The sequence below is a fragment of the Amycolatopsis thermophila genome (assembly GCF_030814215.1).
In the GTDB taxonomy this organism is placed as follows: domain Bacteria; phylum Actinomycetota; class Actinomycetes; order Mycobacteriales; family Pseudonocardiaceae; genus Amycolatopsis_E; species Amycolatopsis_E thermophila.
In genome coordinates, this window is sequence record NZ_JAUSUT010000001.1 from 1,600,027 (window position 1) to 1,625,660 (window position 25,634).

Genomic DNA, 25,634 nt, shown 5'->3' on the forward strand with positions numbered 1-25,634 from the left:
TGTCCTCACCCCGCGATCCGGACCGTCACCGAGGTCCCCCAGATGGCGAACCCGATGAAGAAGTTGATGATGGCGACCGTGACGATGCTCAGCCGCACCGCGCGGCCCACCGCCACACCCACGCCCGCCGGGCCGCCCGAGGCGCGGTACCCGAAGTAGCAGTGGGTCAGGATGATCACGACGCTGAATATCAGCACCTTGATGAACGAGTAGAAGACGTCCTGGGGAGGCAGGAACAGGTTGAAGTAGTGGTCGTACGTGCCCGCGGACTGGCCGTAGATGTAGATGACCACCAGTCGCGACGCCAGGTAGGACGACAGCAGGCCGATCACGTACAGCGGGATGACCGCGACGAACCCGGCGATGATCCGGGTGGTCACCAGGTACGGCAGACTCGGCACGCCCATCACCTCGAGCGCGTCGATCTCCTCCGAGATCCGCATCGCGCCCAGCTGGGCGGTGAACCCGGCGCCGACGGTCGCCGACAGCGCCAGGCCCGCGACCAGCGGCGCGATCTCGCGGGTGTTGAAGAACGCCGTCAGGAAGCCGGTGAACGCCGACGTGCCGATCGAGTTCAGGGCCGAGTAGCCCTGCAGGCCGACCAGCACACCGGTGAACAGCGTCAGGCCGATCATCACGCCGACCGTGCCGCCGATGACCGCCAGCGAACCCGAGCCGAAGCTCACCTCCGCCAGCAGCCGCAGGACCTCCTTGGTGTAGCGGCGGATCGTCCGCGGCGTCCACGCCAGCGCGCGGATGTAGAACGACATCTGATCGCCGAAGTTGTCCAGGACCTCGAGTGGACGGTGGGCGATCCGCTTCGCCGTCTGACCGATGCTCGCCATGATCAGCTCAGCTTTCCGGGGACGATCTGCAGGTAGATCAGCGTGATCACGAAGTTCACGACGAACAGCATCAGGAACGTGATGACGACGGACTGGTTCACCGCGTCGCCGACGCCCTTCGGGCCGCCGGACGGGTTCAGCCCGCGGTAGGCGGCGACCACGGCGGCGATGAACCCGAAGATCAACGCCTTGATCTCGCCGACCCACAGGTCGGGCAACTGCGCCAGCGCCGAGAAGCTCGCCAGGTACGCACCCGGCGTGCCGCCCTGCAGCACCACGTTGAAGAAGTAGCCGCCGAGCACGCCGATGACGCTGACCATGCCGTTGAGCAGCAGCGCGACGAGCATCGACGCGAGCACGCGCGGCACGATCAGCCGCTGCACCGCGGAGACGCCGAGCACCTCCATCGCGTCGATCTCCTCGCGGATGGTGCGCGCACCGATGTCCGCGCAGATCGCGCTGCCGCCGGCGCCCGCGACGAGCAGGGCGGTCACCAGCGGCGCGGCCTGCTGCACGGTCGCCAGCACGCTGCCGGCACCCGTGTAGGACTGGGCGCCCAGCTGGCGCGCGAGCGAGCCGAACTGCAGCGAGATGACCGCGCCGAACGGGATCGCGACCAAGGCGGTGGGCAGGATCGTCACGCTGGCGATGAACCAGGACTGCTGGATGAACTCACGCAGCTGGAACGGCCGCTGGAAGAACCCGCGGATGATGTCCAGCCCGAGGGCGAACAGCTTCCCGGTTTCACGCAACATTCCGATGCCGGGAACCTTGGCCGAGGTGGCCGACGAACTCATGCCTCACCGGCCCCCGGTCCACGCAACCGGTCGGTGGTCTCGGTTCTGCTCGGCCAGCCCGACTGCGGCATCCGGGCGATCTCCTCCTCGGAGAGCTGTCCCTGGTGGTGCGTCGGCAGCGGGGTGGTCACGGCCGCGTGCCGGCTGCCGGTGTGGACGGCGCGGCGCGGGCTGACACCGTAGTGCCGCTGCTCCTCGGGGGACAGGGACTCGATGATCCCCTCCTGCGCCGCCGGCGGCAGGGTGTGCAGGATCTTCATGACCCGGTCCTTGCGGCGGATGGCGCCCTGGCGGGTCGGCACACCCGGGGTCGGCTGCATCTGGGCGGGGATGCCGGAGACGTCCTCGACACCGCCCGCGTGGTGACCGGCCTCGAACATGGCGCGCTCCGCGGCCATCTGGGCGGTGTCCTTCTCCTCGGACATGCCGATCGGGCCGTCCATGCGGCCGTTGAGGAACTGCTTGACCACCGGCTCCTCGCTGGTCAGCAGCACCTCGCGCGGCCCGAACATGACCAGCTCCTTGCGGAACAGCATGCCCAGGTTGTCCGGCACCGTGCGGGCCAGGTTGATGTTGTGCGTGACGATCAGGAAGGTGGCGTCGATCTGCGCGTTCACGTCGATGAACAGCTGCGAGATGTAGGTGGTGCGCACCGGGTCCAGACCGGAGTCCGGCTCGTCGACCAGGATGATCTCCGGGTCCAGCACGAGGGCGCGGGCCAGGCCGGCGCGCTTGCGCATACCGCCGGAGATCTCACCGGGGAGCTTCTTCTCGGCACCGGCCAGACCGGTCATGTCGAGCTTTTCCAGGACGATCCGGCGGATCTCCGTCTCGGATTTCTTGGTGTGCTCGCGCAGCGGGAAGGCGACGTTGTCGTAGAGGTTCATCGACCCGAACAGCGCGCCGTCCTGGAACAGCACCCCGAACAGTTTTCGCGTTTCGTACAGCTTGTGCTCGCTGCACCGCACGATGTCGACGCCGTTGATGACGCACTTGCCCCGGTCGGGCTTGAGCAGCCCGATCATGGACTTGAGGAACACCGACTTACCGGTGCCCGACGGGCCGAGCATGACCGACACCTCGCCCGGAGGCAGCGTCAAGGTCACGTCCCGCCAAATGGTCTGCCGCCCGAAGGACTTGGTCAGACCCTCGATGACCACCTCGGCACCCATCGAACCTCCCGCAGCTCCGACGCCGTGGACAACACCCTGGCACACGCCTGCCCGGCGTCTTCAGGGTGCAACGAGTCAAGTCCCGAGCAGGTTACTCACCAGTTTTTCAAGCCACAATCCAGGTGAACGAAAAAAGCGGACCATCCTCGGAGGATGGTCCGCTTTTTCGTGATGCGGAATGCGCGAGTTACTTGACGCTGACCTTGGCGCCGGCAGCCTCGAGCTTCTCCTTGGCCGCGTTGGCGGCGTCCTTGTCGACCTTCTCCAGGAGCGGCTTCGGGGCGCCCTCGACGAGCTCCTTGGCCTCCTTCAGGCCCAGGCCGGAGACGACCTCGCGGACGACCTTGATGACCTGGATCTTCTTGTCGCCGGCACCCTCGAGGATGACGTCGAACTCGTCCTTCTCCTCCTCGGCCGGGGCGCCCGCGGCAGCGGCACCCGGGGCGGCCGCGACGGCGGCGACCGGGGCGGCGGCGGTGACGTCGAAGGTCTCCTCGAACTTCTTCACGAAGTCCGAGAGCTCCAGCAGGGTCAGCTCCTTGAACGCGTCGAGCAGTTCGTCGGTGCTCAGCTTCGCCATGATGGCGTTCCTTTCCTAACGGGTGGTACGGGGTGGGTGGTACTTCAGCTCTCGGCGGGTGCCTCGTCGCCCTGCTGCTTGTCGGCCAGGGCCTGCGCGAGGCGGGCGACCTGGGACGCCGGGGCCTGGAACAGTGCCGCGGCCTGGGACAGCTTGGCCTTGAACGCGCCGGCCGCCTTCGCGAGGAGAACCTCGCGGCTGTCGAGGTCGGCGATCTGGTTGACCTCGTCGACGGACAGCGGGCGGCCGTCCATGTAGCCGCCCTTGATGACCAGGGCGGCGTTGTCCTTGGCGAAGTTCTTCAGGGCCTTGGCGGCGTCGACCGGCTCACCCTGCACGAAGGCGATAGCGGTCGGGCCGACGAAGAGGTCCTGAAGACCCTCGATGCCGGCCTCTTCCGCGGCCCGCTGCACGAGGGTGTTCTTCGCGACCCGGTACTTGGCACTGGTGCCGAGAGCGCGGCGCAGCTGGGACAGCTGGGACACGGAGAGGCCGTTGTACTGCGTGATGACGGTGGCCGAGCTGTTGCGGAAGTGGTCCGCGATCTCGGCGACGGCCGCCACCTTGTCCGGCTTCGCCATGGGTCGCCTCCTCTCTTGGCTGGTTGTGACCGCCGGGTTCGAGGAGCCCCTGGAAGAAGAAAACGCCCACGCGCAGCAAGCACGGGGCGTTGGGGCACACACGTGGTGCGCCTGCCTCGTTCTTCCTGCGCGGGCCGCCCCCTCTTCGCGGGGCACTTCGCTTCACGCCGTGGAGACGTGAAGAACCAGCGGTCTTCGGTAGAACCGTCGTCCATCGTACCTGGTGGTTTTCGCAGGTGTCGCGGGGGCCGGGTTTCGCGGACCGTGCTGACTCGACCACGGGGCGGCAGGCATCATGGGCGGGTGGTGGAGCAGCGACCAGGCCAGCAGCCCGACGAGCCGTCCCGGAACGACCCCGCCGGGGCCGGTGGTCCCGGCGGGTCCGGCGGCGCCGGGGGTCCCGCTGGGCCGGGCGCCGGGGACGGCGGGGGTCCCGCTGGGCCGGGCGCCGGGGACGGCGGGGGTCCCGCTGGGCCGGGCGCCGGGGACGGCGGGGGTCCCGCTGGGCCGGGCGCCGGGGACGGTGGGGGTCCCGCTGGCGGCGCTGGCGCCAGGGGTGCCGGGGGCCCCGCTCGCGCCGGGCACGCCGGTGAGGGTGCCGGAGGCGCCGGCGAGGGTGCCACCTCGCCGCATGCCCAGCCTCCCGCCGGCGCGTTGCCGGCTCATGGATCGGCAGGCGATGGATCGACGGCCGGCGGTTCGGAAGGCAATGGAGCGGCAGTGGGCGGCCCAACGGCCGGTGGTTCGGTGCCCGGTGGTTTGCCGGCGGGCGGGGCCTCGCCGTCGACCGGCGGTTCGGCGGTCGAGCCCGTTCCCCCGCTGGATCCGGAGCAGCTGCGGCAGTTCCAGCAATTCCAGCAGTTCCAGGACTTCCTCCGCTACACCGAGGCCCAGCGCCAGGGGAACGGCCAGGTGGTCCCCGCGCAGAACGCCCCGGTCCAGAGCGCGCCCGGCTACGGCCCCCCGACGCAGCCCGGTCACGGCGGCCCCCCGATCCCCCCGCCCCCCTACGGCCAGCTCCAGGCCCCCCAACCACCCTCACCGAGGCCGAAGATCAAGGCCCCCCGCTGGGCGAAACGCCTGGCCGGCAAACTCCTGTCCGCGTTCCTGTTCCTGCTGGTCCTGGTGATCGCCGGGACGCTGGCGTACCGCCACTTCTTCCCCGAGGACGACCCGGACCTCCCCGCCTCCCAAACCGGCGGCGGCACCTACCACACGAACAAGATCTTCTCGACCCAACCGTACGAAGCGGTCCGGATGGTCTACGCCCAGATTGCCCAGAACCGGCCGGACCTCGCCTGCGGCTCGTTCGACATCCCGGTGCAGCAGAAGTTCGCCGAGGACCTCGGGTATCCCGACTGCCAGCAGGCGGTCTTCGCTTTGAAGCGGCAAGTCACCAACGCCAACGACTACGCCGAGTCGATCCCGAGCTCGGTCTCCGAACCGCCTCCCGGCGATACGTTGACGATCGACTCGTGCCGGTTCACCATCCGGGGCGGGCCCGCGCTCGGCACGTTCACGGTGCAGCGCGTGGACAAGGGCCAGTGGCTCATCACCGGGCACCGGTCCGGCCCCAACCCGTGCCCGGCACCGAGTGCCGGGTCGAGTCCGGCGACCCCCACCAGCCGATAGCAAAGAAGGGCCCCGGCGCGTCAGCGCCGGGGCCCTTCGTCAGCTACAGCCGGGAATCAGGCGGTCGCGTCCTCGGAGAGCAGGTTGCGCGTCCGGGACGGGTCGACCGGGATGCCGCGCCCCATGGTGGTCGAGACGACGACCTTCTTCACGTACCGGCCCTTCGCGGCGGAGGGCTTGGCCCGCAGGATCTCGTCCAGCGCGGCGGCGTAGTTCTCCACCAGCTTCTCGACCTCGAAGGACGCCTTGCCGATCACCAGGTGCAGGTTGGCCTGCTTGTCGACCCGGAAGTCGATCTTGCCGCCCTTGATCTCGGTGACCGCCTTGGCCACGTCGGGCGTCACGGTGCCGCTCTTGGGGTTCGGCATCAGGCCACGCGGACCCAGGATGCGGGCGATCCGCCCGACCTTCGCCATCTGGTCCGGCGTCGCGACAGCGGCGTCGAAGTCGAGCCAGCCACCCTGGATTCGCTCGATCAGGTCGTCGCTGCCGACGGCGTCCGCACCGGCGGCCTCGGCCTGCGCGGCCTTGTCGCCAACGGCGAACGCGATGACGCGGACGGTCTTACCGGTACCGTGCGGCAGGTTCACGGTGCCGCGGACCATCTGGTCGGCCTTGCGGGGGTCGACGCCGAGGCGCATCGCGACCTCGACCGTCTCGTCCATCTTGGACTTGGAGAGTTCCTTCGCGAGCTTGACGGCCTCCAGCGGCGCGTACAGCCGCGTGCGGTCCACCTGCTCAGCGGTCTGGCGGTAGACCTTGCTGCGCTTTGCCATGTCTGTCCTTAGCTAGAAATGTGGATCAGTTGTGGTGCGAGCCAGCGCCTGGCTCTCCCACGGTGAGCCCCGAGGGGGCTTATTCGACCGTGATGCCCATCGACCGCGCGGTGCCGGCGATGATCTTCGCGGCCTGGTCGATGTCGTTGGCGTTGAGGTCCGACTTCTTGGTCTCGGCGATCTCGCGCACCTGGTCCCAGGTCACCTTGGCGACCTTGGTCTTGTGCGGCTCGGCCGAGCCCTTGTCGACGCCCGCGGCCTTCAGCAGCAGCTTCGCGGCCGGCGGCGTCTTCAGCTTGAAGTCGAACGACCGGTCTTCGTACACGGAGATCTCGACCGGCACCACGTTGCCGCGCTGCGACTCGGTCGCGGCGTTGTAGGCCTTGCAGAACTCCATGATGTTGACGCCGTGCTGACCCAGCGCGGGGCCGACCGGCGGAGCCGGGTTCGCGGCACCCGCCTGAATCTGCAGCTTGATGATCGCTGCAAGCTTCTTCTTCTTGGGTGGCATTCCTAGTTCCTATTCAGTACCGAGTACCCCACGCGCCTGCCTGCGCGCGAGGGCCAACGATCCAGTGTACTGGGTCGTCAGATCTTGGCGACCTGCGTGAACGACAACTCGACCGGCGTCTCGCGGCCGAAGATCGACACCAGGACCTTCAACTTCTGCGCGTCCGCGTTGACCTCGCTGATCGTCGCGGGCAGCGTGGCGAACGGGCCGTCCATGACGGTGACCGACTCGCCGACCTCGAAGTCGACCTCGACCGCGGGCGCGCCCAGGGCGGCCTCCGCCGAGGCGGCCTCGCCCTTGGCCTTCGCCGGTGCGGCCTTGTCGACCTTCGGGGCCAGGAACTTGAGCACGTCGTCGATCGTCAGCGGGGACGGCTTCGACGTCGCGCCCACGAAACCGGTGACGCCGGGCGTGTTGCGGACCGCGCTCCAGGAGGCGTCGTTGAGCTCCATGCGGACCAGGATGTAACCGGGCAGCACCTTGCGCTGCACCAGCTTGCGCTGGCCGTTCTTGTTGATCTCGGTGACCTCTTCGGTCGGCACCTCGATCTGGAAGATGTAGTCCTCGACGTCCAGCGTCTGGGTACGGGTCTGGAGGTTGTTCTTGACCTTGTTCTCGTACCCGGCGTAGGAGTGCACGACGTACCACTCGCCCGGCAGGGAGCTGAGCTCCTTGCGCATCTTCTCGACCGGGTCCTCGTCGTCGTCCTCGGCCGGAGCGGCCTCGGTCTCGACGGCGGCCTCGGCCTCGGTCTCGCCTGCGTCCTCGGGCTCGGCCTCCGCGCTGTCGGTGTCGAGTCCGGCAGCCGCGGTGCCGGCGTCCTGGTCGGACACGGCGGCCTCGTCGTCCGCCACGGTGGCCGCCTCGACCGGCTCGTCGTACTCGTCGCCGGCTGCGACGCCGTTCTCGGAGGTCACGTTCCGTCCTCTCACTTGATCGCTTGTCGTGTCCGTGCCGGCCCCGCAGACGCGCTCAGCCGAACAGCCAGAACACGCCCTTGCGGAACGCGAAGTCCAGCAACGAGACCAGCGCGACCATGAAGGCCACGAAGACCAGCACCACCGTGGTGTAGGTGATCATCTGCTTGCGGGTCGGCCAGATGACCTTGCGCAGCTCCGCCCACACCTCGCGGATGAACCGCACCAGCCGGGCGAACAGCGACGGCTTCTTGTCCTTGCGGGTCCGCTTCGGGGTCGCGCGACCCTTCTTGACCTCGCCCGCCTTGGACTTGCCCTCGACGGCCGGAGCGCCCGCGGACGCCTTGCCCGCCGGACGCGCCTTGTCACCGTCCTTGGCCGCCTTGCCCGCAGGGCGCGCGGAGGCGCGACGTTCGCGCCGCGCCGCGGCCGTGACCGGGCGGGCAGTCCGCTTGGACTCCTGCTCCTGGTCCTTGCCGCCGGCGTCGTTGTCGCTCACGACCACTCCTCCGCTCAGGCACCTACTTCGACGCAGGGGTGACAGGACTTGAACCTGCAACCTGCGGTTTTGGAGACCGCTGCTCTGCCAATTGAGCTACACCCCTTCGAGCAATCCAGCCGCTCGCTGGACGCCCTTGACCCTCCCCGCATGCCCTGCGGGGTCAAGCGCCGGACGTTCCAAGTTCGGAAGTCTACGGCAAGCCCCGAACAGGCCCGCAACCGAGGGGCGCAGAACCGCTCCCGCGTGCTTCTCGACACACGCGACGTGCGAACATGAAGGCCATGAGCGCACCCGCAACCGTCACTGCCCGCTCCCGCATCTCGGCCCGCATCGCCGGCATCACGCCGTCGGCCACCCTCGCCGTCGACGCGAAGGCGAAGGAGCTGAAGGCGCAGGGCCGCCCGGTGATCGGCTTCGGTGCGGGGCAGCCGGACTTCCCGACCCCGGACTACGTCGTCGAGGCGGCCGCGAAGGCCGTCCACGACCGGGTCAACCACGGTTACACCGCGGCCGGCGGCCTGCCCGAGCTGAAGGAGGCCATCGCGGCGAAGACGCTGCGCGACTCCGGCTTCGCCATCGAGGCCAGCCAGGTCCTGGTCACCAACGGCGGCAAGCAGGCCGTCTACTCGGCGTTCGCGACGCTGTGCGACCCGGGCGACGAGGTCCTGCTGCTGGCGCCGTACTGGACCACCTACCCCGAGTCGATCAAGCTGGCCGGCGGCGTGCCGGTGCAGGTCACCGCCGACGAGTCGACCGGCTACCGGGTCACCGTGGACCAGCTCGAGGCCGCGCGCACCGACCGCACGAAGGTGCTGTTGTTCAACTCGCCGTCCAACCCGACCGGCGCGGTCTACACCCGGGAGCAGATCGAGGCCATCGGCAAGTGGGCCTACGAGCACGGCATCTGGGTGGTCACCGACGAGATCTACGAGCACCTGACCTACGACGGCGCCGAGAACCACTCGATGCCGGTCGTGGTGCCGGAGCTGGCCGACCAGACGCTGGTCCTCAACGGTGTCGCCAAGACCTACTCGATGACCGGGTGGCGCGTGGGCTGGATCGCCGGCCCGAAGGACGTGATCAAGGCGGCGACGGGCTACCAGTCGCACCTGTGCGGCAACGTGTCGAACGTCGCGCAGCGGGCCGCGCTGGCCGCGGTCGCCGGGCCGCTGGACGTCGTCGCCGAGATGCGCGCCGCGTTCGACACCCGCCGGAAGAAGATCGTCTCGCTGCTGTCGGACATCCCCGGTGTCGAGTGCCCGACGCCGGAGGGCGCCTTCTACGCGTACCCGTCGTTCAAGGAGATCCTGGGCAAGGAGATCCGCGGCGAGAAGCCGTCCGACACGCTCGAGCTGGCCGACCTGATCCTGCGCGAGGCCGACGTCGCGGCGGTGCCCGGTGAGGCCTTCGGCACGCCCGGCTACTTCCGGTTCTCCTACGCGCTGGCCGAGTCCGACCTCGTCGAGGGCGTGCAGCGGATCGCCGCCCTGCTGTCCGAGGCGAAGTAACCCGATCCGCGTAACCGCAGCGCCACTTCCGCAGTCCGGAAGTGGCGCTTCGGCTTTTTCGGGGTAGCCGGGTCGGGTGGGGAAGAAGGTACTGATCGGGGTGGTGGTGGCCGCGCTCGTCGGCGCGGCGGCCGCCGGTGTGGTGTTCTGGCGCAGCGGCCACGGCGATTCCGCCGAGCCGCCGAAGCCGCCCGGTTCGGTGCTCGGCCCCGGCACGGGCCGGTACGTCGCGCTCGGCGACTCGTACACGTCGTCCCCGCGAACCGGTGCCCCGGCGGGCACCCCGGCCGGCTGCGCGCGTTCGGACAACAACTACCCGCACCTGGTGGCCGCGGAGATCCGGCCCGCGTCGTTCGCGGACGTCAGCTGCGGCGGCGCGACGACCCAGCAGCTGACGGAGCCCCAGACGACGCCCGACGGGATCAACCCGCCCCAGCTCGACGCGGTGACACCGGACACGACGCTGGTGACGCTCGGGATGGGTGGCAACGACGTCGGCCTCGTGGGCCTCGCGCGGGACTGCCTGACGACGAACCGGGCGGTGTCGTTGTGCAAGCCGCGGCTGACCGCAGGGGGCCACGACGAGCTGGCGGACCGGATCACGGCGACGGCGCCGAAGATCCGGGCGGCGTTGCAGGAGATCCACTCGCGGGCTCCGCGGGCGCGGGTGATCGTGGTGGGGTACCCGACCGCCCTGCCGGATGGCACCGGGTGCTGGCCGTTCCTGCCGATCGGGCCGGACGACGTCGCTTACCTGCGCAGTTCGCTGTCCCGGCTGAACTCGATGCTGGCCACCGAGGCGAAGGCGAACCGGGCCGGGTACGCGGACACGGCGACGCCCAGCAAGGGGAAGGACATGTGCGCGAAGGCGCGGGTGAAGTGGGTGGAGGACGCGGTGCCCTCGTCTCCCGCGATGGAGCTGCATCCCAACGCGGTCGGGGAGCGCGGGATGGCGGACGTGGTGCTGGATCTGCTGGACTAGCGCTGAAAACTGCCCGAGGTTGTCGACAGTCTGGGCTGAGAAGGACCTGGTCAGGCGCGCGAACCGGCGAAATGTACCTGCGTCGCTACCGGCATCACCAGATCGGCCACTCGAGCGAACGCGTCAACGACCGACAGCAGTAGCACAACCAGCGGGCCGGGACGGGTCACTGATCGAGGTCGAAGGCCAGCCGGATCGCTTCGGTCAGTTCGCGTTCCTGCTCGGGCAGCAGGCGGCCGATCTGCTTGCCCAGCGCGGACTTCCGGATGGTCTGGATGTTGTCGCAGCTGATCACGCTGTCGTGGTCGAGGCCGTTCCGCTTGCCGACGGGGACCTCGGTCGACAGGCCGCGGATCGTGCTCGTGATCGGGGCGATCGTGACACGGGTCAGGTGCGGGCGGATCAACTCGCGGGTCAGCACCAGCACCGGCCGCACCTTGTCGAGCCGGGCGGTGTGGATCGGGCGCATCAGTCCAGGTCGTCCAAGGGGGCGGCGTGCTCTTCGATCCCGTCCAGGTCGTCCGGCACGCCGCCCGTCAGCAGTGCGATGTCGCGCTCGGCGATGAACCGCCTGCGCTCCCGCTCCAGAGCGCGGAAGACGAGGTCGGCACGGCTCGAGGCCTTGCCTTCCTCCACCACGTGGTCGATGAACGACACCAGCTCGTCGGGCAGACGAACGGCGATCTGCTTGGTCATACCACTACGGTACCAGTTTGGGATGCAACCCATCGTCAGCGGACGACGGCCTGGGCCTTCCCGAGGACCGTCTTGCCGGCGAACTTCGCGGTGATGTCCACGCGGGCGCGACCGTCCTCGCGGACCTCGGCGACGTTGCCGGTGAACTCGACGTCCGCTCCCTCGGGCGGGACCACCACCGGCCGCGTGAACCGGACGCTGTACTCGACCAGCTTCCCCGGGTCGCCCAGCCAGTCGGTGACCAGCCGTCCGCCCAGCGCCATCGTGAGCATCCCGTGCGCGATCACGTCGGGCAGCCCGACCTCCTTCGCGAACCGCTCGTTCCAGTGGATCGGGTTGAAGTCCAGCGACGCGCCGGCGTAGCGGACCAGCTGGTCACGCGTCACGTGCACCCGCAGCGGCGGCAGTTCCACGCCCTTTTCGTACCCCATCAGGCCCCCTCTCCCCGCACGACGAGCTGCGCCCTGGTCGTGCACACCAGCCGGCCGTCCGCGTCGACGATCTCGCCGCGCACGGTCAGGAAGTCGTTGCCGGCCCGGGCCATGATGTCCTCGACCGTCGTGGTGATGCGCAGCACGTCACCGGCGTGCACCGGGCGCGCGTAGGTGAAGCTCTGGGCGCCGTGCACCATCCGGCTGTAGTCCAGTCCCAGCTCCGGGTCCTCGGCGATGGCGTTGATCGCGTCGAGGTTGATCACCGTGAGGAACGTGGGCGGCGCGATGACGTCCGGGTAGCCGGCCGCGCGGGCCGCCTCCGGGTCGGTGTAGACGGGGTTCGCGTCGCCGATCGCGAGGGCGAACTCCCGGATCTTCTCGCGGCCGACTTCGTACGTGGAATCCGGCGGGTACGTCCGCCCGGTGAACGAGGGGTCCAAAGGCACCCGAGCAGCCTACCCACCGCCGTCGCGGCCCCGGACAGCACGAAGGCCGCCCCGGTGAACCGGAGCGGCCTTCGCGAAAACCTGAGGTGCTGGCGTCAGCGGGTTTCCTTGTGAACCCGGTGCGTACCGCAGTTCGGGCAGAACTTCTTCATCTCCAGGCGATCCGGGTCGTTGCGCCGGTTCTTCTTGGTGATGTAGTTGCGGTGCTTGCAGACCTCGCACGCCAGCGTGATCTTCGGTCGCACGTCGGTGGCAGCCACAGCAAAGCCTTTCTCTACACAACGAACCCCCCACAGGCGACGATAACCTCATCAGCCGCCCCATGTGGGGGTCCAGGGGGCTCTCCCCCTGGCGGGGGTTCGGGGGTCCGACCCCCGATGCAATGGCGAAGCGGAGCCGGCTCACGCAGTCCGTGAGCACAGTCCGCCCATCCGCGTAGCGGTGGCCGGACTTGAACCGGCGACACAGCGATTATGAGCCGCTTGCTCTACCGACTGAGCTACACCGCCTTGACCGGCCGTCAGGCTCCCCCGCCTGAGCGGGAGTGGCCTGCTGACCACCGAGCCCCAATACGGAATCGAACCGTAGACCTTCTCCTTACCATGGAGACGCTCTGCCGACTGAGCTATTGGGGCGAGTCCAACGCCTGAACGTTGAAGCCTCGAAGAGATTACATGGCCCACCGGGTACCTCCCGCAGGGGGGTCCCCTTTCACGTGAGCAGCGTCAGGACCGTCTCCATCTTCCGCCCGACCGACCGCGCGGTGCGGGCCTGAAGCCAGGCCTCCAGGCGGTCCTCGGCCAGCGGACGCGAGATCAGGTAGCCCTGGGCGACGTCGCAGCCCATCGCCTCCAGCTGGTCCCGCGCGACGTCCTCCTCGACGCCCTCGGCCACCACGGCCAGGCCCAGCGAGTGGCCCAGCTCGACGATCGAGCGCACCACGGCCAGGTCGCCGAGGTCGGTGCCCATGCCCAGCACGAAGCTCTTGTCGATCTTGACCTCGTCCACCGGCAGCTGCCGCAGGTAGGCCAGCGACGAGTAGCCGGTACCGAAGTCGTCGACCGCGAGCACGATCCCGAGACCGTGCAGCTCCCGCAGGATCGGCAGCGCCTTCTGCGGGTCGGCCATGACGCCGGACTCGGTGAGCTCGAACGTGAGCAGCTCGGGCGGCACGTCGAACTTGCGCAGCGCCTCGACGACCTTGCGCGGGAAGTCCTCGTCGGCCAGGTTCCGCACGGACAGGTTGACCGCGACCGAGATCCGCAGGCCCTCGTCCATCCACTTGCGGACCCGGATCAGCGACTGCTCGAGCACGAACCCGGTCAGCACGCCGACCAGGCCTGCGGCCTCGACGGCGGGCACGAACTCGTCCGGGTCGAGCCGGCCGAACTCGGGGTGCTGCCAGCGCACCAGCGCCTCCACGCCGAGCACCTGCTTGCTCGGCAGCGAGACCTTCGGCTGGTAGTGGACGCTGACCTGGCCCTCCTCGATGGCCTGCCGGAACTGGGTGACCATCTGGAACCGGCGCAGGAAGATCTGGCCCATGCTGGGCACGTACCCCCGGACCTCCTCGCCGCCGCGGGTGGCGCGGACGGCGACGTCGGCGCGCTGCAGCAGGGCGTCCACGTCACCGGCGTCGAGGGTGTCGTCATCGGCCGCGGAGGCGTACCCGACCATCGCGTTCGCCTCGACCGTCAGCCGGTCCACGGGGTAAGGCACGGACAGCTGGGCCCGCAGCAGTTCGGCGGCGTCGTGCACGCCCTCGTCGCACACGCCGGTGAGCAGCGCGGCGAAGGAGGCGCCCTCGAGCCGGGCCAGCGGCACGTCGGGGCCGAGCGCGTCGCGCAGGCGGCGCCCGGCGGCGATCACCATCCGGTCCGCCCAGGCGTAGCCGAGCGCGTCGCTGACGGCGGAGAACACGTCGAGGTCGATGCGCAGCACCACCGAGTCCGGGTGCTCGGCCAGCGGTTCGCGGGCGACCTGCCGGAAGCCGGGCCGGTTGAGCAGGCCGGTCAGCGGGTCGTGGTAGGCGTCGTGGCGCAGGGTCGCGAGCAGGCGGCGGTTGTCCAGCGCCGTCGCCAGGTGGCTCGCCATGGTGCCGAGCAGCTGCACGTCGTACTTGCCGAACCCGCGCCAGCGGGAGAGCCGGTCGTGGGCCTCGACCACGCCGAGCAGCTGGTTCGCGCTGCGCAGCGGGACGACGAGCGCCTCCTGCGCGCCGCGGACGAGCAGCCCGCCGGCGATGTCGCTGGTGGCCTCGGTGATGCGGAAGTGGCGCACGTGCGAACCGGGCAGGCGCAGCAACGGGTCGTCGGCGGGCAGGTCGGCCGAGGGCATCGGCTCCCCCGCCACGACGGCCCGCATGTCGGCGGTGGGTTCGAGCCGCAGCCGCAGCACGACACGCCCGGCGGAGAGCTGGTCCTTGATGCGCTCGGCGATGGTCTGCCACTCGCTGACGTTCACCCCGGCGGCCAGGTCGTCGGCGCCGCTGGCCGGACGCGCCGCGGCCTGCTGGCCGGACCGGGCGACCATCAGGCTCACGTCGGAGAGCGCTTCCATGTCCCGCTGCTCGCGCAGCAGGTCGGAGTAGGCCCAGTAGAGCGCGGACAGCCCGGCGAACACGGCGAGCACCAGCGGCCACGCGTTGGCCGAGCCGGCGATCACCAGGTAACCGCTCAGGCCGACCGAGGCGTTGACGAACCCGACGACGAGGATGCGGCCGGTGAGCCGCAGCGCGGTGCCGATCCGCATCCGGCGGCGCAGCACGCGGACGGCGGCCAGCGCCAGCAGGGTGCTCGTCAGCGGCGCGGTCAGCGTGCCGGCGAGCGCCGCGGGCCAGGTCATCTCGGTCGTGCCCATGATCCGCTCGACCAGCCCGGCGACCGCGAACGCGCTGGTGATCTCGAGCAGGAAGGCGCCGGCGTTGTAGAGCACCCGGCCGGAGACGCGGCGCACGACGAGCGTGCTGATCCCGGCCACCAGGTGCGCGGCGAGCACGACCTCGTACGGCGCGACGAAGAAGCCGATGACCAGCGGGATCTCGGTGAAGGAGATGGTCCAGGAGATGCCGGACCGGACGTCGACGTTGATGCCGAGCTGCTCGGCGAGCAGGAACGACAGGGCCAGCACCGGGCCGATCCACCAGAGCTTCGCCGAGCCGTGGAACGGCAGCCACAGCGAGACGGCGGCGGCGGTGAGCACACCGACGGAGAAGACGGTCAGCGTGTAGACCCGGAAGCGGCGCTCGTCCGCTCGCGCCTCGGCACCACCAGCATTGGCGGCTGCCGCCGGGATGGGGCCGTCGGGCCTGCCATCGGAGTCCGGCATGCAACCTCCTTCCACCCATTCGCCCCAGTGCGCCCGCCTGTACTCATCGCGCACGAGATGGTGATCTCTGTGCGAATGAGGGGATCACTGTACCCCGGAGGGCGTACTTCGGCCTCGTTCCGGCCGCCATGACATCACCTCATAGTTAACAACGCGCCAACTACGGTGACCAGCGGAGACTTCCGGGTGACGTGATCTTTCCGACGATCGCTCCGGGTAATCGGCGTTAAGCGCCACTCCCCCGCTACCACGCGTTCGCCCCGCCTCTCGGTGCTGCACTCCTTCGCACGTGTCGCGATTCCCCACCGAACGCGATTACGAGGGCCGATGACGCAGCGTGGTGTGGTGCATTACACCCCGGAAAACGTTTCCCGCAATGCGACGAGCGTCTCACTTCCAGCCGCCGGAACCGCTGGCACGAGGGCACCGGATTATTCCCCGACCCCGTCCGCTGCGAGCGAACTACCTGCGGAAACAAACTCGCCCTCGACAAAGTTGAGTTAGGCAGACTCAACCAGGTAGGGAGCAATCAGAATGACCGACACCAGGCTCCTCCCCGTTCTGCCCCTCGACGACGACGTGGTGCTGCCCGGCATGATCGTGCCGCTGGAGCTCGACGACCCCGAGACGCGGGCCGCGGTCGACTCCGCGCAGGCGAAAGCGCCGGGCGCCGCGTCGTTCCCGGGCATCCGATCGCTCCCGGCCGCCCAGGCCGAGGTCCTGATCGTGCCGAGGGTGCACGGGGAGTACGCCGAGCTGGGCACCGTCGCGACCATCGAGCGCGTCGGGCGCATTCCCGGCGGCAAGGCCGCCGTCCTGCTGCGGGCCACCCGCCGCGCGCGGGTCGGCGACAACGGCGACGGCCCCGGCGCGGCGCGCTGGGTGTACGCCGAGCCGGTCGCCGAGATCGCCGGCGAGCGGGCCCGCGCGCTGGCCGGCGAATACAAGACCGTCGTGATCTCGATCCTCCAGCAGCGCGGCGGCTGGCAGATGATCGACGCGGTGCAGCAGGTCGAGGACCCGTCGGCGATCGCCGACCTCGCCGGGAACTCGCCGTTCCTGAGCACCGAGCAGAAGCTGGACCTGTTGCGGGCGCTCGACGTCGCCGAGCGGCTGGACAAGGCGCTGGAGTGGAGCCGGGAGTACCTGGCCGAGCTCGAGGTCACCGACACCATCCGCAAGGACGTCGCCGAGGGCATGGAGAAGCAGCAGAAGGAATTCCTGCTGCGCCGCCAGCTGGAGGCGATCCGCAAGGAACTGGGCGAGCTGGACGGCACCGCCGACTCCGACGACTACCGCACCCGCGTGGAGAAGGCCGGCCTGCCGGAGCACGTCCGCACGGCCGCGCTGGCCGAGGTCGAGAAGCTGGAGCGCACCTCCGAGCAGTCCCCCGAGGGCGGCTGGATCCGCACGTGGCTGGACACCGTCCTGGAGCTGCCTTGGACTTCACGAACGACCGACCGCTATGACATCGCGGCGGCGCGGGCCGTGCTCGACGCCGACCACGCGGGCCTGGACGACGTGAAGGAACGCATCATCGAGTACCTGGCCGTGCGCGCCCGGCGCGCCGAGAGCGGTCAGGGGCAGGTCGGCGGCCGGCACTCCGGAGCCGTGCTGGCGCTGGTCGGCCCTCCGGGTGTCGGCAAGACGTCGCTCGGTGAATCCGTCGCCCGGGCGATGGGGCGCAAGTTCGTCCGCGTCGCGCTCGGCGGTGTCCGGGACGAGGCGGAGATCCGCGGCCACCGGCGCACCTACGTCGGCGCGCTGCCCGGCCGGATCGTCCGCGCGATCAAGGAGGCCGGGTCGATGAACCCGGTCGTCCTGCTCGACGAGGTGGACAAGGTGGGCGCGGACTACCGCGGCGACCCGACCGCGGCGCTGCTGGAGGTGCTCGACCCCGAGCAGAACCACACGTTCCGCGACCACTACCTCGAGGTCGAGCTGGACCTGTCGGACGTGGTGTTCCTCGCCACGGCCAACGCGCTGGAGACCATCCCCGGCCCGCTGCTGGACCGGATGGAGCTGGTGACGCTGGACGGCTACACCGAGCACGAGAAGGTCGTCATCGGCCGCGACCACCTGCTGCCGCGCGAGCTGGAGCGGGCCGGGCTGGGCCGCGACGACGTGCGGTTCACCGACGCGGCGCTGAGCCGGATCGCCGCCGAGTACACCCGCGAGGCGGGCGTGCGCGACGCGAACCGGACGATCGCGAAGGTGCTGCGCAAGATCGCGACCCGGGTCGCGCTGGCGGAGGCGACGCTGCCGGTGACCGTCGACGCGGCGGACCTGGAGCGCTACCTCGGCCGGCCGCGGCACCTGCCGGAGTCGGCGCTGCCCGCCTCGACCCAGCGGACCGCGACGCCGGGCGTGGCGACCGGTCTGGCCGTGACCGGCGCGGGCGGGGACGTCCTCTACATCGAGGCGTCGCTGGCCGATCCCGAGTCGGGCAGCTCCGGGCTCACGCTCACCGGTCAGCTGGGTGACGTGATGAAGGAGTCGGTGCAGATCGCGCTGTCCTACCTGCGCTCGCACGGCGCCGAACTGGAACTGCCGGTCGGCGACCTGAAGGACCGGGGCGTGCACGTCCACGTCCCCGCGGGCGCGGTGCCCAAGGACGGCCCGTCGGCGGGCATCACGATGACCACCGCGCTGGCGTCGCTGCTGTCCGGCCGCGTGGTGCGGGCCGACGTGGCGATGACCGGTGAGGTGTCGCTGACCGGGCGCGTCCTGCCGATCGGCGGGGTCAAGCAGAAGCTGCTGGCCGCGCACCGGGCCGGGATGAAGACGGTGATCATCCCGCAGCGCAACGAGCCGGACCTCGACGACGTCCCCGCGGACGTGCTGGCCCAGCTCGACGTGCACCCGGTGTCGAACGTCCGAGAGGTTCTCGACCTGGCGCTGGCGCCGGCCACCACCCCCGTGGCCCGTGCCGCCTGACGCCCTCCGGAGAGGCCGCCCTCCTTCCCCCGGGAGGGCGGCCTCTTGTTTCACGCCCGTGCGCGGGCGCGCAGCCGGGTGACGACGAACACGGCGAGCGCGACGACGACCGCCGCGATCACGACGTACTGGAAGATCCCGGCGTAGTCGTTCACCACGTGCCAGTTCGCGCCGAGCAGGTAGCCGGCGACGACGAAGATCGTGTTCCAGATCAGGCTGCCCAGCGCGGTGAGCACGAGGAATCGGCCGAACGGCATCCGCTCGATCCCCGCCGGCAGTGAGATGAGGCTGCGGAAGATCGGAACCATCCGGCCGAAGAACACCGCCTTGGTGCCGTGCCGGGCGAACCACGCCTCGGTGCGGTCGAAGTCGGAGGACTTGACCAGCGGGACGCGCAGCAGCAGCGCGCGGGTGCGCTCGCGGCCGAGCCACGCGCCCAGGCAGTAGACGATGATCGCGCCGGCGACCGAGCCGAACGTGGTCCAGGCCAGCGCGCCGAGCAGGCTGAACGTGCCCTGGCTCGCGGAGAACCCGGCGAGCGGCAGCACGAGTTCGCTGGGGATGGGCGGGAACAGGTTGTCCAGGCCGACGATGACGGCCGCGCCCGGGCCGCCGAGCGAGTCCATGAGCGAGACGGCCCAGCCCGCGAGTCCCCCGAGCGGTTCGGCCTGTGCGAGGTGAAGATCCATGGCTCGAAGGTAGGAATCCCGTGGCGGCGGGACCATGCGGTGCGGCACCCGGTCGTCCTGCGGAAAACCTCAGTACCGGCCCGGCGGAACCCGGCTAGCCTCGGATCATGCCCACTGTGGACCTGCGCCGGGCGTCGCGCGTGACGGCGGGGCTCGCACTCGGTGCGCTGTCGGCGTTCATCGAGGCGGTCTTCGTCGTGCTCGCCACGCTGGTGTCGGTGGTGCCTGCCGCGCGGTCCGCGGTGTTCCGGGCCACCCGGTGGTTCGCGGAGCTGGAACGGTCCCGGCTGCGCGGCTACCTGGACCAGGCGACCTCGGACGACTACGGGGACTGGCGTGCGCTGCGGTACCTGGGGGCGCGCAGTGTGGTGGGCGGTCTGGGCGCGGGCGTGTTCGCGCTCATCGGGCTGGGGCTGGCGACGGCGGCGATCACGGTGTGGCAGCTGTTGACCGGGCAGCCGCTCGGCGAGGACGACGACTGGTACGACGTGCCCGGGCTGCTGCTGATGGGCGCACTGCTGATCTTCCTCGCGGTGCAGGGGCTCATCGGCGTCGCCGCGCTGGAGCGGCGGCTGGCGCACCACTTCTCCGGGCCCACGAAACAGGAACGGTTGCAGCGCCGGGTCGACGCGCTGACGCACAGCCGCGCCGAGGTGGTCGAGGCGGTCAACGACGAGCGGCGGCGCATCGAGCGCGACCTGCACGACGGGGTGCAGCAGCGGATCGTGTCACTGGGCATGCTGCTCGGGCGGGCGCGGCGGGCGCGGGACGCGGAGCGGGCCTCGGCGCTGTTGCGGCAGGCGCACGAGGAGACGCAGCTGGCGTTGCAGGAACTGCGGGACGTGGCGTGGCGGGTGTACCCGATCGCGCTGGACGAAGGCGGGCTCGGCACGGCTTTGGAGGCGCTCGCCGAGCGGTCGAGCCTGCCGGTCGAGCTGCGGTGCGCGCTGGACGCGCGGGTGGACCCGGCGACCGAGACGGTGGCCTACTTCGTGGCCTCGGAGGCGGTGACGAACGCGATCAAGCACTCGGCCGCGAGCCGGATCGAGATCGCGGTGTCACGCTCCGGGCGGATGCTGTCCGTCAGCATCATCGACGACGGCGTCGGCGGGGCGTGCCCGTCCGGCAACGGCCTGTCCGGCCTGGCGCGCCGAGTCGGCGCGGCGGACGGCGTGTTCACAGTGGACAGTCCGGCCGGCGGGCCGACGGTGGTCCGGGCGGAGCTGCCGTGCGCGTGATCCTGGCCGAGGACTCGACGTTGCTGCGCGAAGGGCTGATCCGGCTGCTCGCGGAGGAGGGCCACGAGGTGCTGGCCGCGGTGGGCACCGCGGTGGAGTTGCTCGACGCGGTGTCCCGCCGGCAGCCCGACGTGGTGGTCACCGACATCCGGATGCCGCCGCACCACACCGACGAAGGCCTGCGGGCGGCGCTGGAGATCCGCCGGCGGTGGCCCGGCGTCGGGGTGCTGGTGCTGTCGCAGTACGTCGAGAAGCGGTACGCGACCGAGCTCATCACCGACGACGGCGGCCGGGTCGGCTACCTGCTGAAGGACCGGGTCATGCAGGTCGGCGAGTTCCTCGACGCCCTGGAGCGGGTCGGGTCCGGGGGTGCGGCGTTCGACCCGGAGGTCGTCCGGCGGCTGCTGGCGCGCACCACGCACGCCGACCCGCTCGCGACGCTGACCGCGCGCGAGAGCCAGGTGCTGGCGAAGATGGCGGAGGGGCAGACGAACGCGGGCATCGCGGCCGAGCTGTTCGTGTCGCAGTCCGCGGTGGAAAAGCACGTGAACGCGATCTTCGACAAGCTCGCGTTGAGCCGGACGAGCGGGTACAGCCGGCGGGTGCTGGCGGTGCTGCGGTACCTGGGGTCCTGACCGGCCGGCACCGCCGGTACCGCCGGAGCCGGTAGCCTCGATCTTGAGCCTGATTTGTCCGGATTTCCCCAGGAGGACCCTCGCATGTTCAAGCGGATGCTCAGCGCTTTCGCCGTCGGTGGGCCGTCGGTCGACACCGTGCTCGACTCGCCGCACTCGGCGCCCGGGCGGGTGCTCACCGGGGAGGTCCGCATCCGGGGCGGCAGCGCCGACGCGACCCTCGACCAGGTGGTGTTGTCGCTGGTCACGCGGGTCGAGATCGAGCGCGGCGGGCACGAGTCCGCGGCCACCGGGGAGTTCCACCGGCAGCTCGCGCAGCAGGGCGTGCGCGTCCCGGCCGGGCAGCTCGTCACCGTTCCCTTCGACCTGCGGCTGCCGTGGGAAACGCCCATCACCGCGGTCGGCGACACGCCCCTGCACGGCATGGCGGTCGGCGTGCGGACGGAACTCGTCATCGCGGGCGCGCCGGACAAGGGTGACCTCGACCCGGTCCACGTGCACCCCCTCCCCTCGCAGGACCGGGTGCTCGACGCGTTCGGCGAGCTCGGCTTCCGCTTCCGCACGGCCGACGTGGAGGCCGGCCGGCTCTCCGGCGTCCGGCAGGAGCTGGGCTTCTACCAGGAGATCGAGTTCTTCCCGCCCGCCGGGTTCGCCGGGCGCGTCAACGAGGTCGAGCTGACGTTCGTCGCCGGGCCGCACGACCTCACCGTGGTCCTCGAGGCCGACCGGCGCGGCCCCTTCCGGCGGGCCGGTGGCGACTCATCCGGCCGCTTCCACCTCTCGCACGCCGAAGCGGAAAACGCCGACTGGACCGCGCTGATCGGCCAGTGGCTGAGCGAAACCGCCCAGCGCGGCGGGCAACCCGCGTTCGGCAACCCGGCGTTCGGCGGCCACCACCCCGGCCACCACGGGCGCGGCATGGGCGTCGGCGGCATGGTCGCCGGCGCGGCCGCGGGTGTCGTCGGCGGCATGATCATGGGCGAGATGCTGGAGGAAGCCTTCGAGGGCGACTTCGAGGAGTGATCACCGCACCCGGAAGTTCGCCATCATCATCATGTCCTCGTGCTCCAGGTTGTGGCAGTGCAGGACGTACTTCCCGCGGTAACCGTCGAAGTGGACGAGCACCTCGGCCTGGTCACCGCTGGCCAGGTCGACGGTGTCCTTCCACCCCCGCGTGTACCGGCCGGCGCCGAGCACCTGGAACGGCGCCAGGTGGACGTGCACCGGGTGCGGCACGTTCTGCGCCCGGAACCGCCACAGCTCGACCGAACCCAGCGTGGGCTCGGCCGCGACGGAACCGGCGCCGAACGGCTCCCCGTTGACCGTCCACAGTGTCATCCCGTGCTGCTCGGCCCCGCCGCGCCGGAAGGTGAACTCGCGCTCGGCCACCGCATCCGCGCGGGACAACGGCCGGACGTCGGCCAGTCGCGTTGGGACGGCGCTGTCGTCGGCGGCCCGGTGCGTGACCACGAACCGCATCACGCGCGCCGTCCCGTCCTCGCCGAGCCGGTTCACCAGCGTGACCTCTTCCCCCGGCGGGTAGCCGGAGAAGTCGACCACGACGTCGAACCGTTCGGCCTGCGCGATCTGCAGCTGGTCGTGCGCGACCGGCGCGGCCAGCAGCCCCTGGTCGCTGCCGATCTGCACGAACCCGGGTCCCGGCGGGTCCAGCGCGAGCCGGTACCGGCGCGCGTTGGAGGCGTTCAGGATCCGGAACCGGTAGCGCGCGGCGGCCACCTCCAGCACCGGCCACGGCGCGCCGTTCACCAGCACGCAATCGCCGAGCACGCCGCTCACGAAATCGCGGGTGACGCCCGGGTGGCCGAGCAGGGACGGGTCGGTCGAGGGGTAGGCGAACGAGCCGTCCTCGGCGAACGACCGGTCCGCGATCATCAGCGGCACCTCCCGCTCGCCGCGCGGCAGGGGCAGCGCGTCCTCCTCGTCGTCGCGGTGCAGGTGGAACCCGGCGAGGCCGCGGTAGACCTGCGGGCCCGTGAAGTCGGCCCGGTGGTCGTGATACCAGAGCGTCGCCGCCGGCTGGTCCAGCGGGTAGACGTACTCGCGCGCGGCGCCGGGTGCGACGAGGTCCAGCGGATAGCCGTCGTGTTCGGGCGGGGTCCGTCCGCCGTGCAGGTGGACCGCGACCGGCACGCCGAGCTCGTTGCGCTGCCGGACGACGGTGGTGCGCCCGCGGCGGGACTCCAGCGTGGGGCCGGGGAAGACGCCGTCGTACCCCCACACCGTCGTCCGCAGGCCGGGCAGGATCTCCACGGGCGCCGCGCGCTGGGTGATCTCGTAGTAGTCGGTGGTGGCGTCGGTGCGCACCGGTTCGAGCACCGGCGGCACCGGCAGCGGCACGGTGAACGGCTCGGGCAGGTTCGCCGTGCTGCGCAACAGGGTTCCGGCGCTGGACTCGGTCTCGGTGTTGGCGCCGCCGGCGGCACACCCGGCCAGCAGCAGTCCGCCCGCGGTGACGCGGAACAGGGTGCGCCGGGAAAGCGTCATGCGGCCCGACCGTAGGCGGGTCCGGCCCCCGGGTCGTCCGTCCGCTGTCGACGGAGGGGTCAACATCGGACGACTGTGCGGACGCGGTCCGCTGGCTATCCTCGGGGGGTGAGCGAGCGACAGCGCGTGCTCGCCGACGCCGCGCTCGGGATCGCGACCTCAGCGGTGGTCGCCGTCGCCATCGCGATGGACCTCGGCGGCGCGCGAGCACCGGACCCGGTGGCCTACCTGTTCGCGGCGGGCCTGGGCGCGCTCATGTTCGTGCGGCGCCGGTTCCCGGTACTCGCGCTGACGGCGACCGCGGCCGGGCTGCTCGCCTACTACGCGGCCGGCTACCCGCCGGTCGGGCTCGCGCTGCCCGTGTCGGCCGCGTTGTACTCGGCGGCCGAGGCGGGCCGCCCCGCGGTCGCGGCGGCGACGGCGGCGGGACTGGTGCTGGTCAGCACGTTCTTCCGGTTGCGGCAGGGCGAGAACCCGGACTACCTGCTCGGGTTCGAGCTGGCCTCGACGATCGGCCTGATGCTGAGTGCGATCACGCTGGGCAGCACGGTGCGCGCGACCCGCCTGCTGCGCGCCGAACAGCGCCGGACCGCGCGACAGGCCGCCGCGGAACGGGAGTGGGAGGCCCGGCGGCGGGTCGAGGAGGAACGGCTGCGCATCGCACGCGACCTGCACGACGTCGTCGGCCACACCCTCGCCGTGGTGTCGGTCCAGGCCAGCGTGGCCACCGAGGCGCTCGACGACGACCCCGCCGCGGTCCGCTCCGCGCTGGCCGCGATCCGCCGTGCCGGCGACGAAGCGGTCAACGACCTGCGCACCACCCTCGGCCTGCTGACCCGTGACGACGCCGGGCGCGCCCCCGCCGGCAGCCTGCGGCACCTGGACCCGCTGATCGCCTCGACCGCGCTGGACGTGACCGTGTCGACGGACGGCGATCCGGTCCCGCTGCCCGCGGTCGTCGACACCACGGCGTACCGGATCGTGCAGGAGGCCCTGACGAACTGCCTGCGTCACGCGCGGGCGAGCCGGGCCGAGGTCCGGCTCCGCTACGAACCGGACCGCCTCCGGATCAGCGTGCGCGACGACGGGGTGGGCGCCGAACTGCCCGTGCGCGGCGGGCACGGCCTCGACGGCATGCGCGAGCGCGCGGTGCTGCTGGGCGGTTCGGTGACGCTCGAGTCCCGTCCCGGCGCCGGGTTCCTGGTCGACGCGAGCCTGCCGGTGGAGCCGCGGTGATCCGGGTCGCGCTCGCCGATGACCAGCACCTGATGCGGGCCGGCCTGTCCGCGCTGCTGGCGCGCGCCGAGGACATCACGATCGTCGGCGAGGCCGCCGACGGTGCGGAAGCCGTCGAACTGGCGCACACCCGACGGCCGGACGTCGTGCTGATGGACATCCGGATGCCGCGCCTGGACGGCATCGAGGCGACCCGGCGGATCGTCGCGGACCCGCGGCTGCGTGCCGTGCGGGTCGTGGTGCTGACCACGTTCGACACCGACGAGCACATCCTCGACGCGATCCGCGCCGGCGCCTCGGGTTTCCTGCTGAAGAACACCGAACCCGCGGAGCTGCGGGCCGCGGTGCGCACGGTCGCCGGCGGTGAGGCGCTGTTGTCGCCCTCGGTGACCCGGCGGGTCATGGCCACGCTCGCCCGCGGGCACGCCCCGGCCGATCCCGCGCGCCTGGCCCGGCTGACCGAGCGGGAACGGGAGCTGCTCAGGGAGGTCGCCGCCGGGCGGTCCAACGACGAGATCGCGCAGCGGTTGTTCCTCAGCCCGGCCACCACGCGGACCTACGTCAGCCGCCTGCTGTCCAAACTGGACGCTCGTGACCGCGCCCAGCTGGTGCACATCGCCTACGAAACCGGCCTGGTCCGTCCCGGCGGCGCCTAGACTGATCACCGCCGGCAAGGGCAACGTCTTAC

26 protein-coding genes and 3 tRNA genes are annotated in these 25,634 nt (G+C 70.8%); 9 read left to right on the forward strand and 20 right to left on the reverse strand.

The genetic code is table 11. The features are described 5' to 3' along the window. Positions 1-5: 5 nt before the first annotated feature. The 5 genes from FB470_RS07880 to rplJ all read right to left on the reverse strand — a co-directional run bounded on the left by FB470_RS07880 (position 6) and on the right by rplJ (position 3,975). Entirely contained in the window at positions 6-845 is an 840-nt protein-coding gene (locus FB470_RS07880; protein ID WP_306990043.1) for an MlaE family ABC transporter permease, read from the reverse strand. Between the two features lie 2 nt (positions 846-847). Further along, positions 848-1,600, reverse strand: coding sequence for an MlaE family ABC transporter permease (locus tag FB470_RS07885; protein ID WP_370876453.1), 753 nt, complete (start codon positions 1,598-1,600; stop codon positions 848-850). Positions 1,601-1,638: 38 nt separating this feature from the next. Beyond that, positions 1,639-2,814, reverse strand: coding sequence for an ABC transporter ATP-binding protein (locus FB470_RS07890; RefSeq protein WP_306990047.1), 1,176 nt, complete (start codon positions 2,812-2,814; stop codon positions 1,639-1,641). A 187-nt stretch (positions 2,815-3,001) separates the two neighbouring features. Next, positions 3,002-3,394 (reverse strand): 50S ribosomal protein L7/L12, encoded by a 393-nt coding sequence (rplL, locus tag FB470_RS07895; protein WP_094003880.1) that lies wholly within the window; start codon positions 3,392-3,394, stop codon positions 3,002-3,004. Positions 3,395-3,438: 44 nt separating this feature from the next. Further along, positions 3,439-3,975 (reverse strand): 50S ribosomal protein L10, encoded by a 537-nt coding sequence (rplJ, locus tag FB470_RS07900; RefSeq protein ID WP_306990050.1) that lies wholly within the window; start codon positions 3,973-3,975, stop codon positions 3,439-3,441. A gap of 720 nt (positions 3,976-4,695) precedes the next feature. On the opposite strand from rplJ, the gene FB470_RS07905 reads away from it, so the two are divergent. Then, positions 4,696-5,607 carry a hypothetical protein gene (locus FB470_RS07905; RefSeq protein WP_306990051.1) on the forward strand — a complete coding sequence of 304 codons (912 nt, stop codon included), beginning with the start codon at positions 4,696-4,698 and terminating at the stop codon, positions 5,605-5,607. 56 nt (positions 5,608-5,663) lie between these two features. Here the strand turns inward: FB470_RS07905 and rplA are convergent, their stop codons facing one another. From rplA to FB470_RS07930, 5 genes are all read right to left on the reverse strand, one after another. Then, positions 5,664-6,383, reverse strand: coding sequence for a 50S ribosomal protein L1 (gene rplA / locus FB470_RS07910; protein WP_306990052.1), 720 nt, complete (start codon positions 6,381-6,383; stop codon positions 5,664-5,666). Positions 6,384-6,462: 79 nt separating this feature from the next. Continuing rightward, positions 6,463-6,894 carry a 50S ribosomal protein L11 gene (gene rplK / locus FB470_RS07915; RefSeq protein WP_306990054.1) on the reverse strand — a complete coding sequence of 144 codons (432 nt, stop codon included), beginning with the start codon at positions 6,892-6,894 and terminating at the stop codon, positions 6,463-6,465. Positions 6,895-6,971: 77 nt separating this feature from the next. After that, entirely contained in the window at positions 6,972-7,811 is an 840-nt protein-coding gene (gene nusG / locus FB470_RS07920; protein WP_306990056.1) for a transcription termination/antitermination protein NusG, read from the reverse strand. Between the two features lie 55 nt (positions 7,812-7,866). Next, entirely contained in the window at positions 7,867-8,316 is a 450-nt protein-coding gene (secE, locus tag FB470_RS07925) for a preprotein translocase subunit SecE (protein ID WP_306990058.1), read from the reverse strand. 27 nt (positions 8,317-8,343) lie between these two features. Then, positions 8,344-8,416: transfer RNA gene (locus FB470_RS07930), tRNA-Trp, on the reverse strand. 178 nt (positions 8,417-8,594) lie between these two features. Here FB470_RS07930 and FB470_RS07935 point away from each other — a divergent pair. Together FB470_RS07935 and FB470_RS07940 are read left to right on the forward strand one after the other, a co-directional pair. Continuing rightward, complete coding sequence (locus FB470_RS07935) at positions 8,595-9,821, forward strand: pyridoxal phosphate-dependent aminotransferase (protein ID WP_306990060.1); 1,227 nt, start codon at positions 8,595-8,597, stop codon at positions 9,819-9,821. A 76-nt stretch (positions 9,822-9,897) separates the two neighbouring features. Then, positions 9,898-10,803, forward strand: coding sequence for an SGNH/GDSL hydrolase family protein (locus FB470_RS07940; RefSeq protein ID WP_306990062.1), 906 nt, complete (start codon positions 9,898-9,900; stop codon positions 10,801-10,803). 166 nt (positions 10,804-10,969) lie between these two features. Here FB470_RS07940 and FB470_RS07945 read toward each other — a convergent pair whose 3' ends face one another. From FB470_RS07945 to FB470_RS07980, 8 genes are all read right to left on the reverse strand, one after another. After that, positions 10,970-11,272, reverse strand: coding sequence for a type II toxin-antitoxin system PemK/MazF family toxin (locus FB470_RS07945; RefSeq protein ID WP_306990063.1), 303 nt, complete (start codon positions 11,270-11,272; stop codon positions 10,970-10,972). Then, entirely contained in the window at positions 11,272-11,499 is a 228-nt protein-coding gene (locus FB470_RS07950; protein ID WP_306990065.1) for a YlcI/YnfO family protein, read from the reverse strand. Before FB470_RS07950 ends, FB470_RS07945 begins: the two co-directional genes overlap by 1 nt. A 35-nt stretch (positions 11,500-11,534) precedes the next feature. Then, positions 11,535-11,930, reverse strand: a complete 396-nt coding sequence (locus tag FB470_RS07955; protein ID WP_306990066.1) for a MaoC family dehydratase — start codon at positions 11,928-11,930, stop codon at positions 11,535-11,537. Continuing rightward, positions 11,930-12,379 carry a MaoC family dehydratase N-terminal domain-containing protein gene (locus tag FB470_RS07960; RefSeq protein ID WP_306990068.1) on the reverse strand — a complete coding sequence of 150 codons (450 nt, stop codon included), beginning with the start codon at positions 12,377-12,379 and terminating at the stop codon, positions 11,930-11,932. Before FB470_RS07960 ends, FB470_RS07955 begins: the two co-directional genes overlap by 1 nt. A gap of 95 nt (positions 12,380-12,474) precedes the next feature. Further along, positions 12,475-12,639, reverse strand: coding sequence for a 50S ribosomal protein L33 (gene rpmG / locus FB470_RS07965; RefSeq protein ID WP_005453176.1), 165 nt, complete (start codon positions 12,637-12,639; stop codon positions 12,475-12,477). Positions 12,640-12,815: 176 nt separating this feature from the next. Further along, positions 12,816-12,888, reverse strand: a tRNA-Met gene (locus FB470_RS07970). A gap of 53 nt (positions 12,889-12,941) precedes the next feature. Further along, positions 12,942-13,014 (reverse strand) — tRNA-Thr (locus FB470_RS07975). Positions 13,015-13,090: 76 nt separating this feature from the next. Beyond that, positions 13,091-15,706, reverse strand: coding sequence for a putative bifunctional diguanylate cyclase/phosphodiesterase (locus tag FB470_RS07980; RefSeq protein ID WP_306990069.1), 2,616 nt, complete (start codon positions 15,704-15,706; stop codon positions 13,091-13,093). Between the two features lie 534 nt (positions 15,707-16,240). On the opposite strand from FB470_RS07980, the gene lon reads away from it, so the two are divergent. Beyond that, on the forward strand, positions 16,241-18,643 hold the full coding sequence (gene lon, locus FB470_RS07985) for an endopeptidase La (RefSeq protein WP_306990070.1): 2,403 nt from the start codon (positions 16,241-16,243) through the stop codon (positions 18,641-18,643). 50 nt (positions 18,644-18,693) lie between these two features. On the opposite strand, the gene FB470_RS07990 is transcribed toward lon, so the two are convergent. Continuing rightward, a complete protein-coding gene (locus FB470_RS07990) occupies positions 18,694-19,332 on the reverse strand; it encodes a DedA family protein (protein WP_306990071.1) in 639 nt (212 codons plus the stop codon). A gap of 107 nt (positions 19,333-19,439) precedes the next feature. Here FB470_RS07990 and FB470_RS07995 point away from each other — a divergent pair, with 107 nt between their 5' ends. From FB470_RS07995 to FB470_RS08005, 3 genes are all read left to right on the forward strand, one after another. Then, positions 19,440-20,570 (forward strand): sensor histidine kinase, encoded by a 1,131-nt coding sequence (locus tag FB470_RS07995; protein WP_306990072.1) that lies wholly within the window; start codon positions 19,440-19,442, stop codon positions 20,568-20,570. Further along, positions 20,561-21,205, forward strand: a complete 645-nt coding sequence (locus FB470_RS08000; protein ID WP_306990073.1) for a response regulator transcription factor — start codon at positions 20,561-20,563, stop codon at positions 21,203-21,205. The genes FB470_RS07995 and FB470_RS08000 overlap by 10 nt, the downstream gene beginning before the upstream one ends. 84 nt (positions 21,206-21,289) lie before the next feature. Then, entirely contained in the window at positions 21,290-22,228 is a 939-nt protein-coding gene (locus FB470_RS08005) for a sporulation protein (protein ID WP_306990074.1), read from the forward strand. Here FB470_RS08005 and FB470_RS08010 read toward each other — a convergent pair whose 3' ends face one another. Further along, positions 22,229-23,710, reverse strand: a complete 1,482-nt coding sequence (locus FB470_RS08010) for a multicopper oxidase family protein (RefSeq protein ID WP_306990077.1) — start codon at positions 23,708-23,710, stop codon at positions 22,229-22,231. It abuts the gene before it with no gap. Positions 23,711-23,818: 108 nt separating this feature from the next. On the opposite strand from FB470_RS08010, the gene FB470_RS08015 reads away from it, so the two are divergent. Then, the gene (locus FB470_RS08015; protein WP_306990078.1) at positions 23,819-24,946 is read left to right on the forward strand and encodes a sensor histidine kinase; all 1,128 of its coding nucleotides are present in this window, start codon (positions 23,819-23,821) and stop codon (positions 24,944-24,946) included. Beyond that, on the forward strand, positions 24,943-25,602 hold the full coding sequence (locus FB470_RS08020) for a response regulator (RefSeq protein WP_306990080.1): 660 nt from the start codon (positions 24,943-24,945) through the stop codon (positions 25,600-25,602). The genes FB470_RS08015 and FB470_RS08020 overlap by 4 nt, the downstream gene beginning before the upstream one ends. The last annotated feature ends 32 nt before the right edge of the window (positions 25,603-25,634 follow it).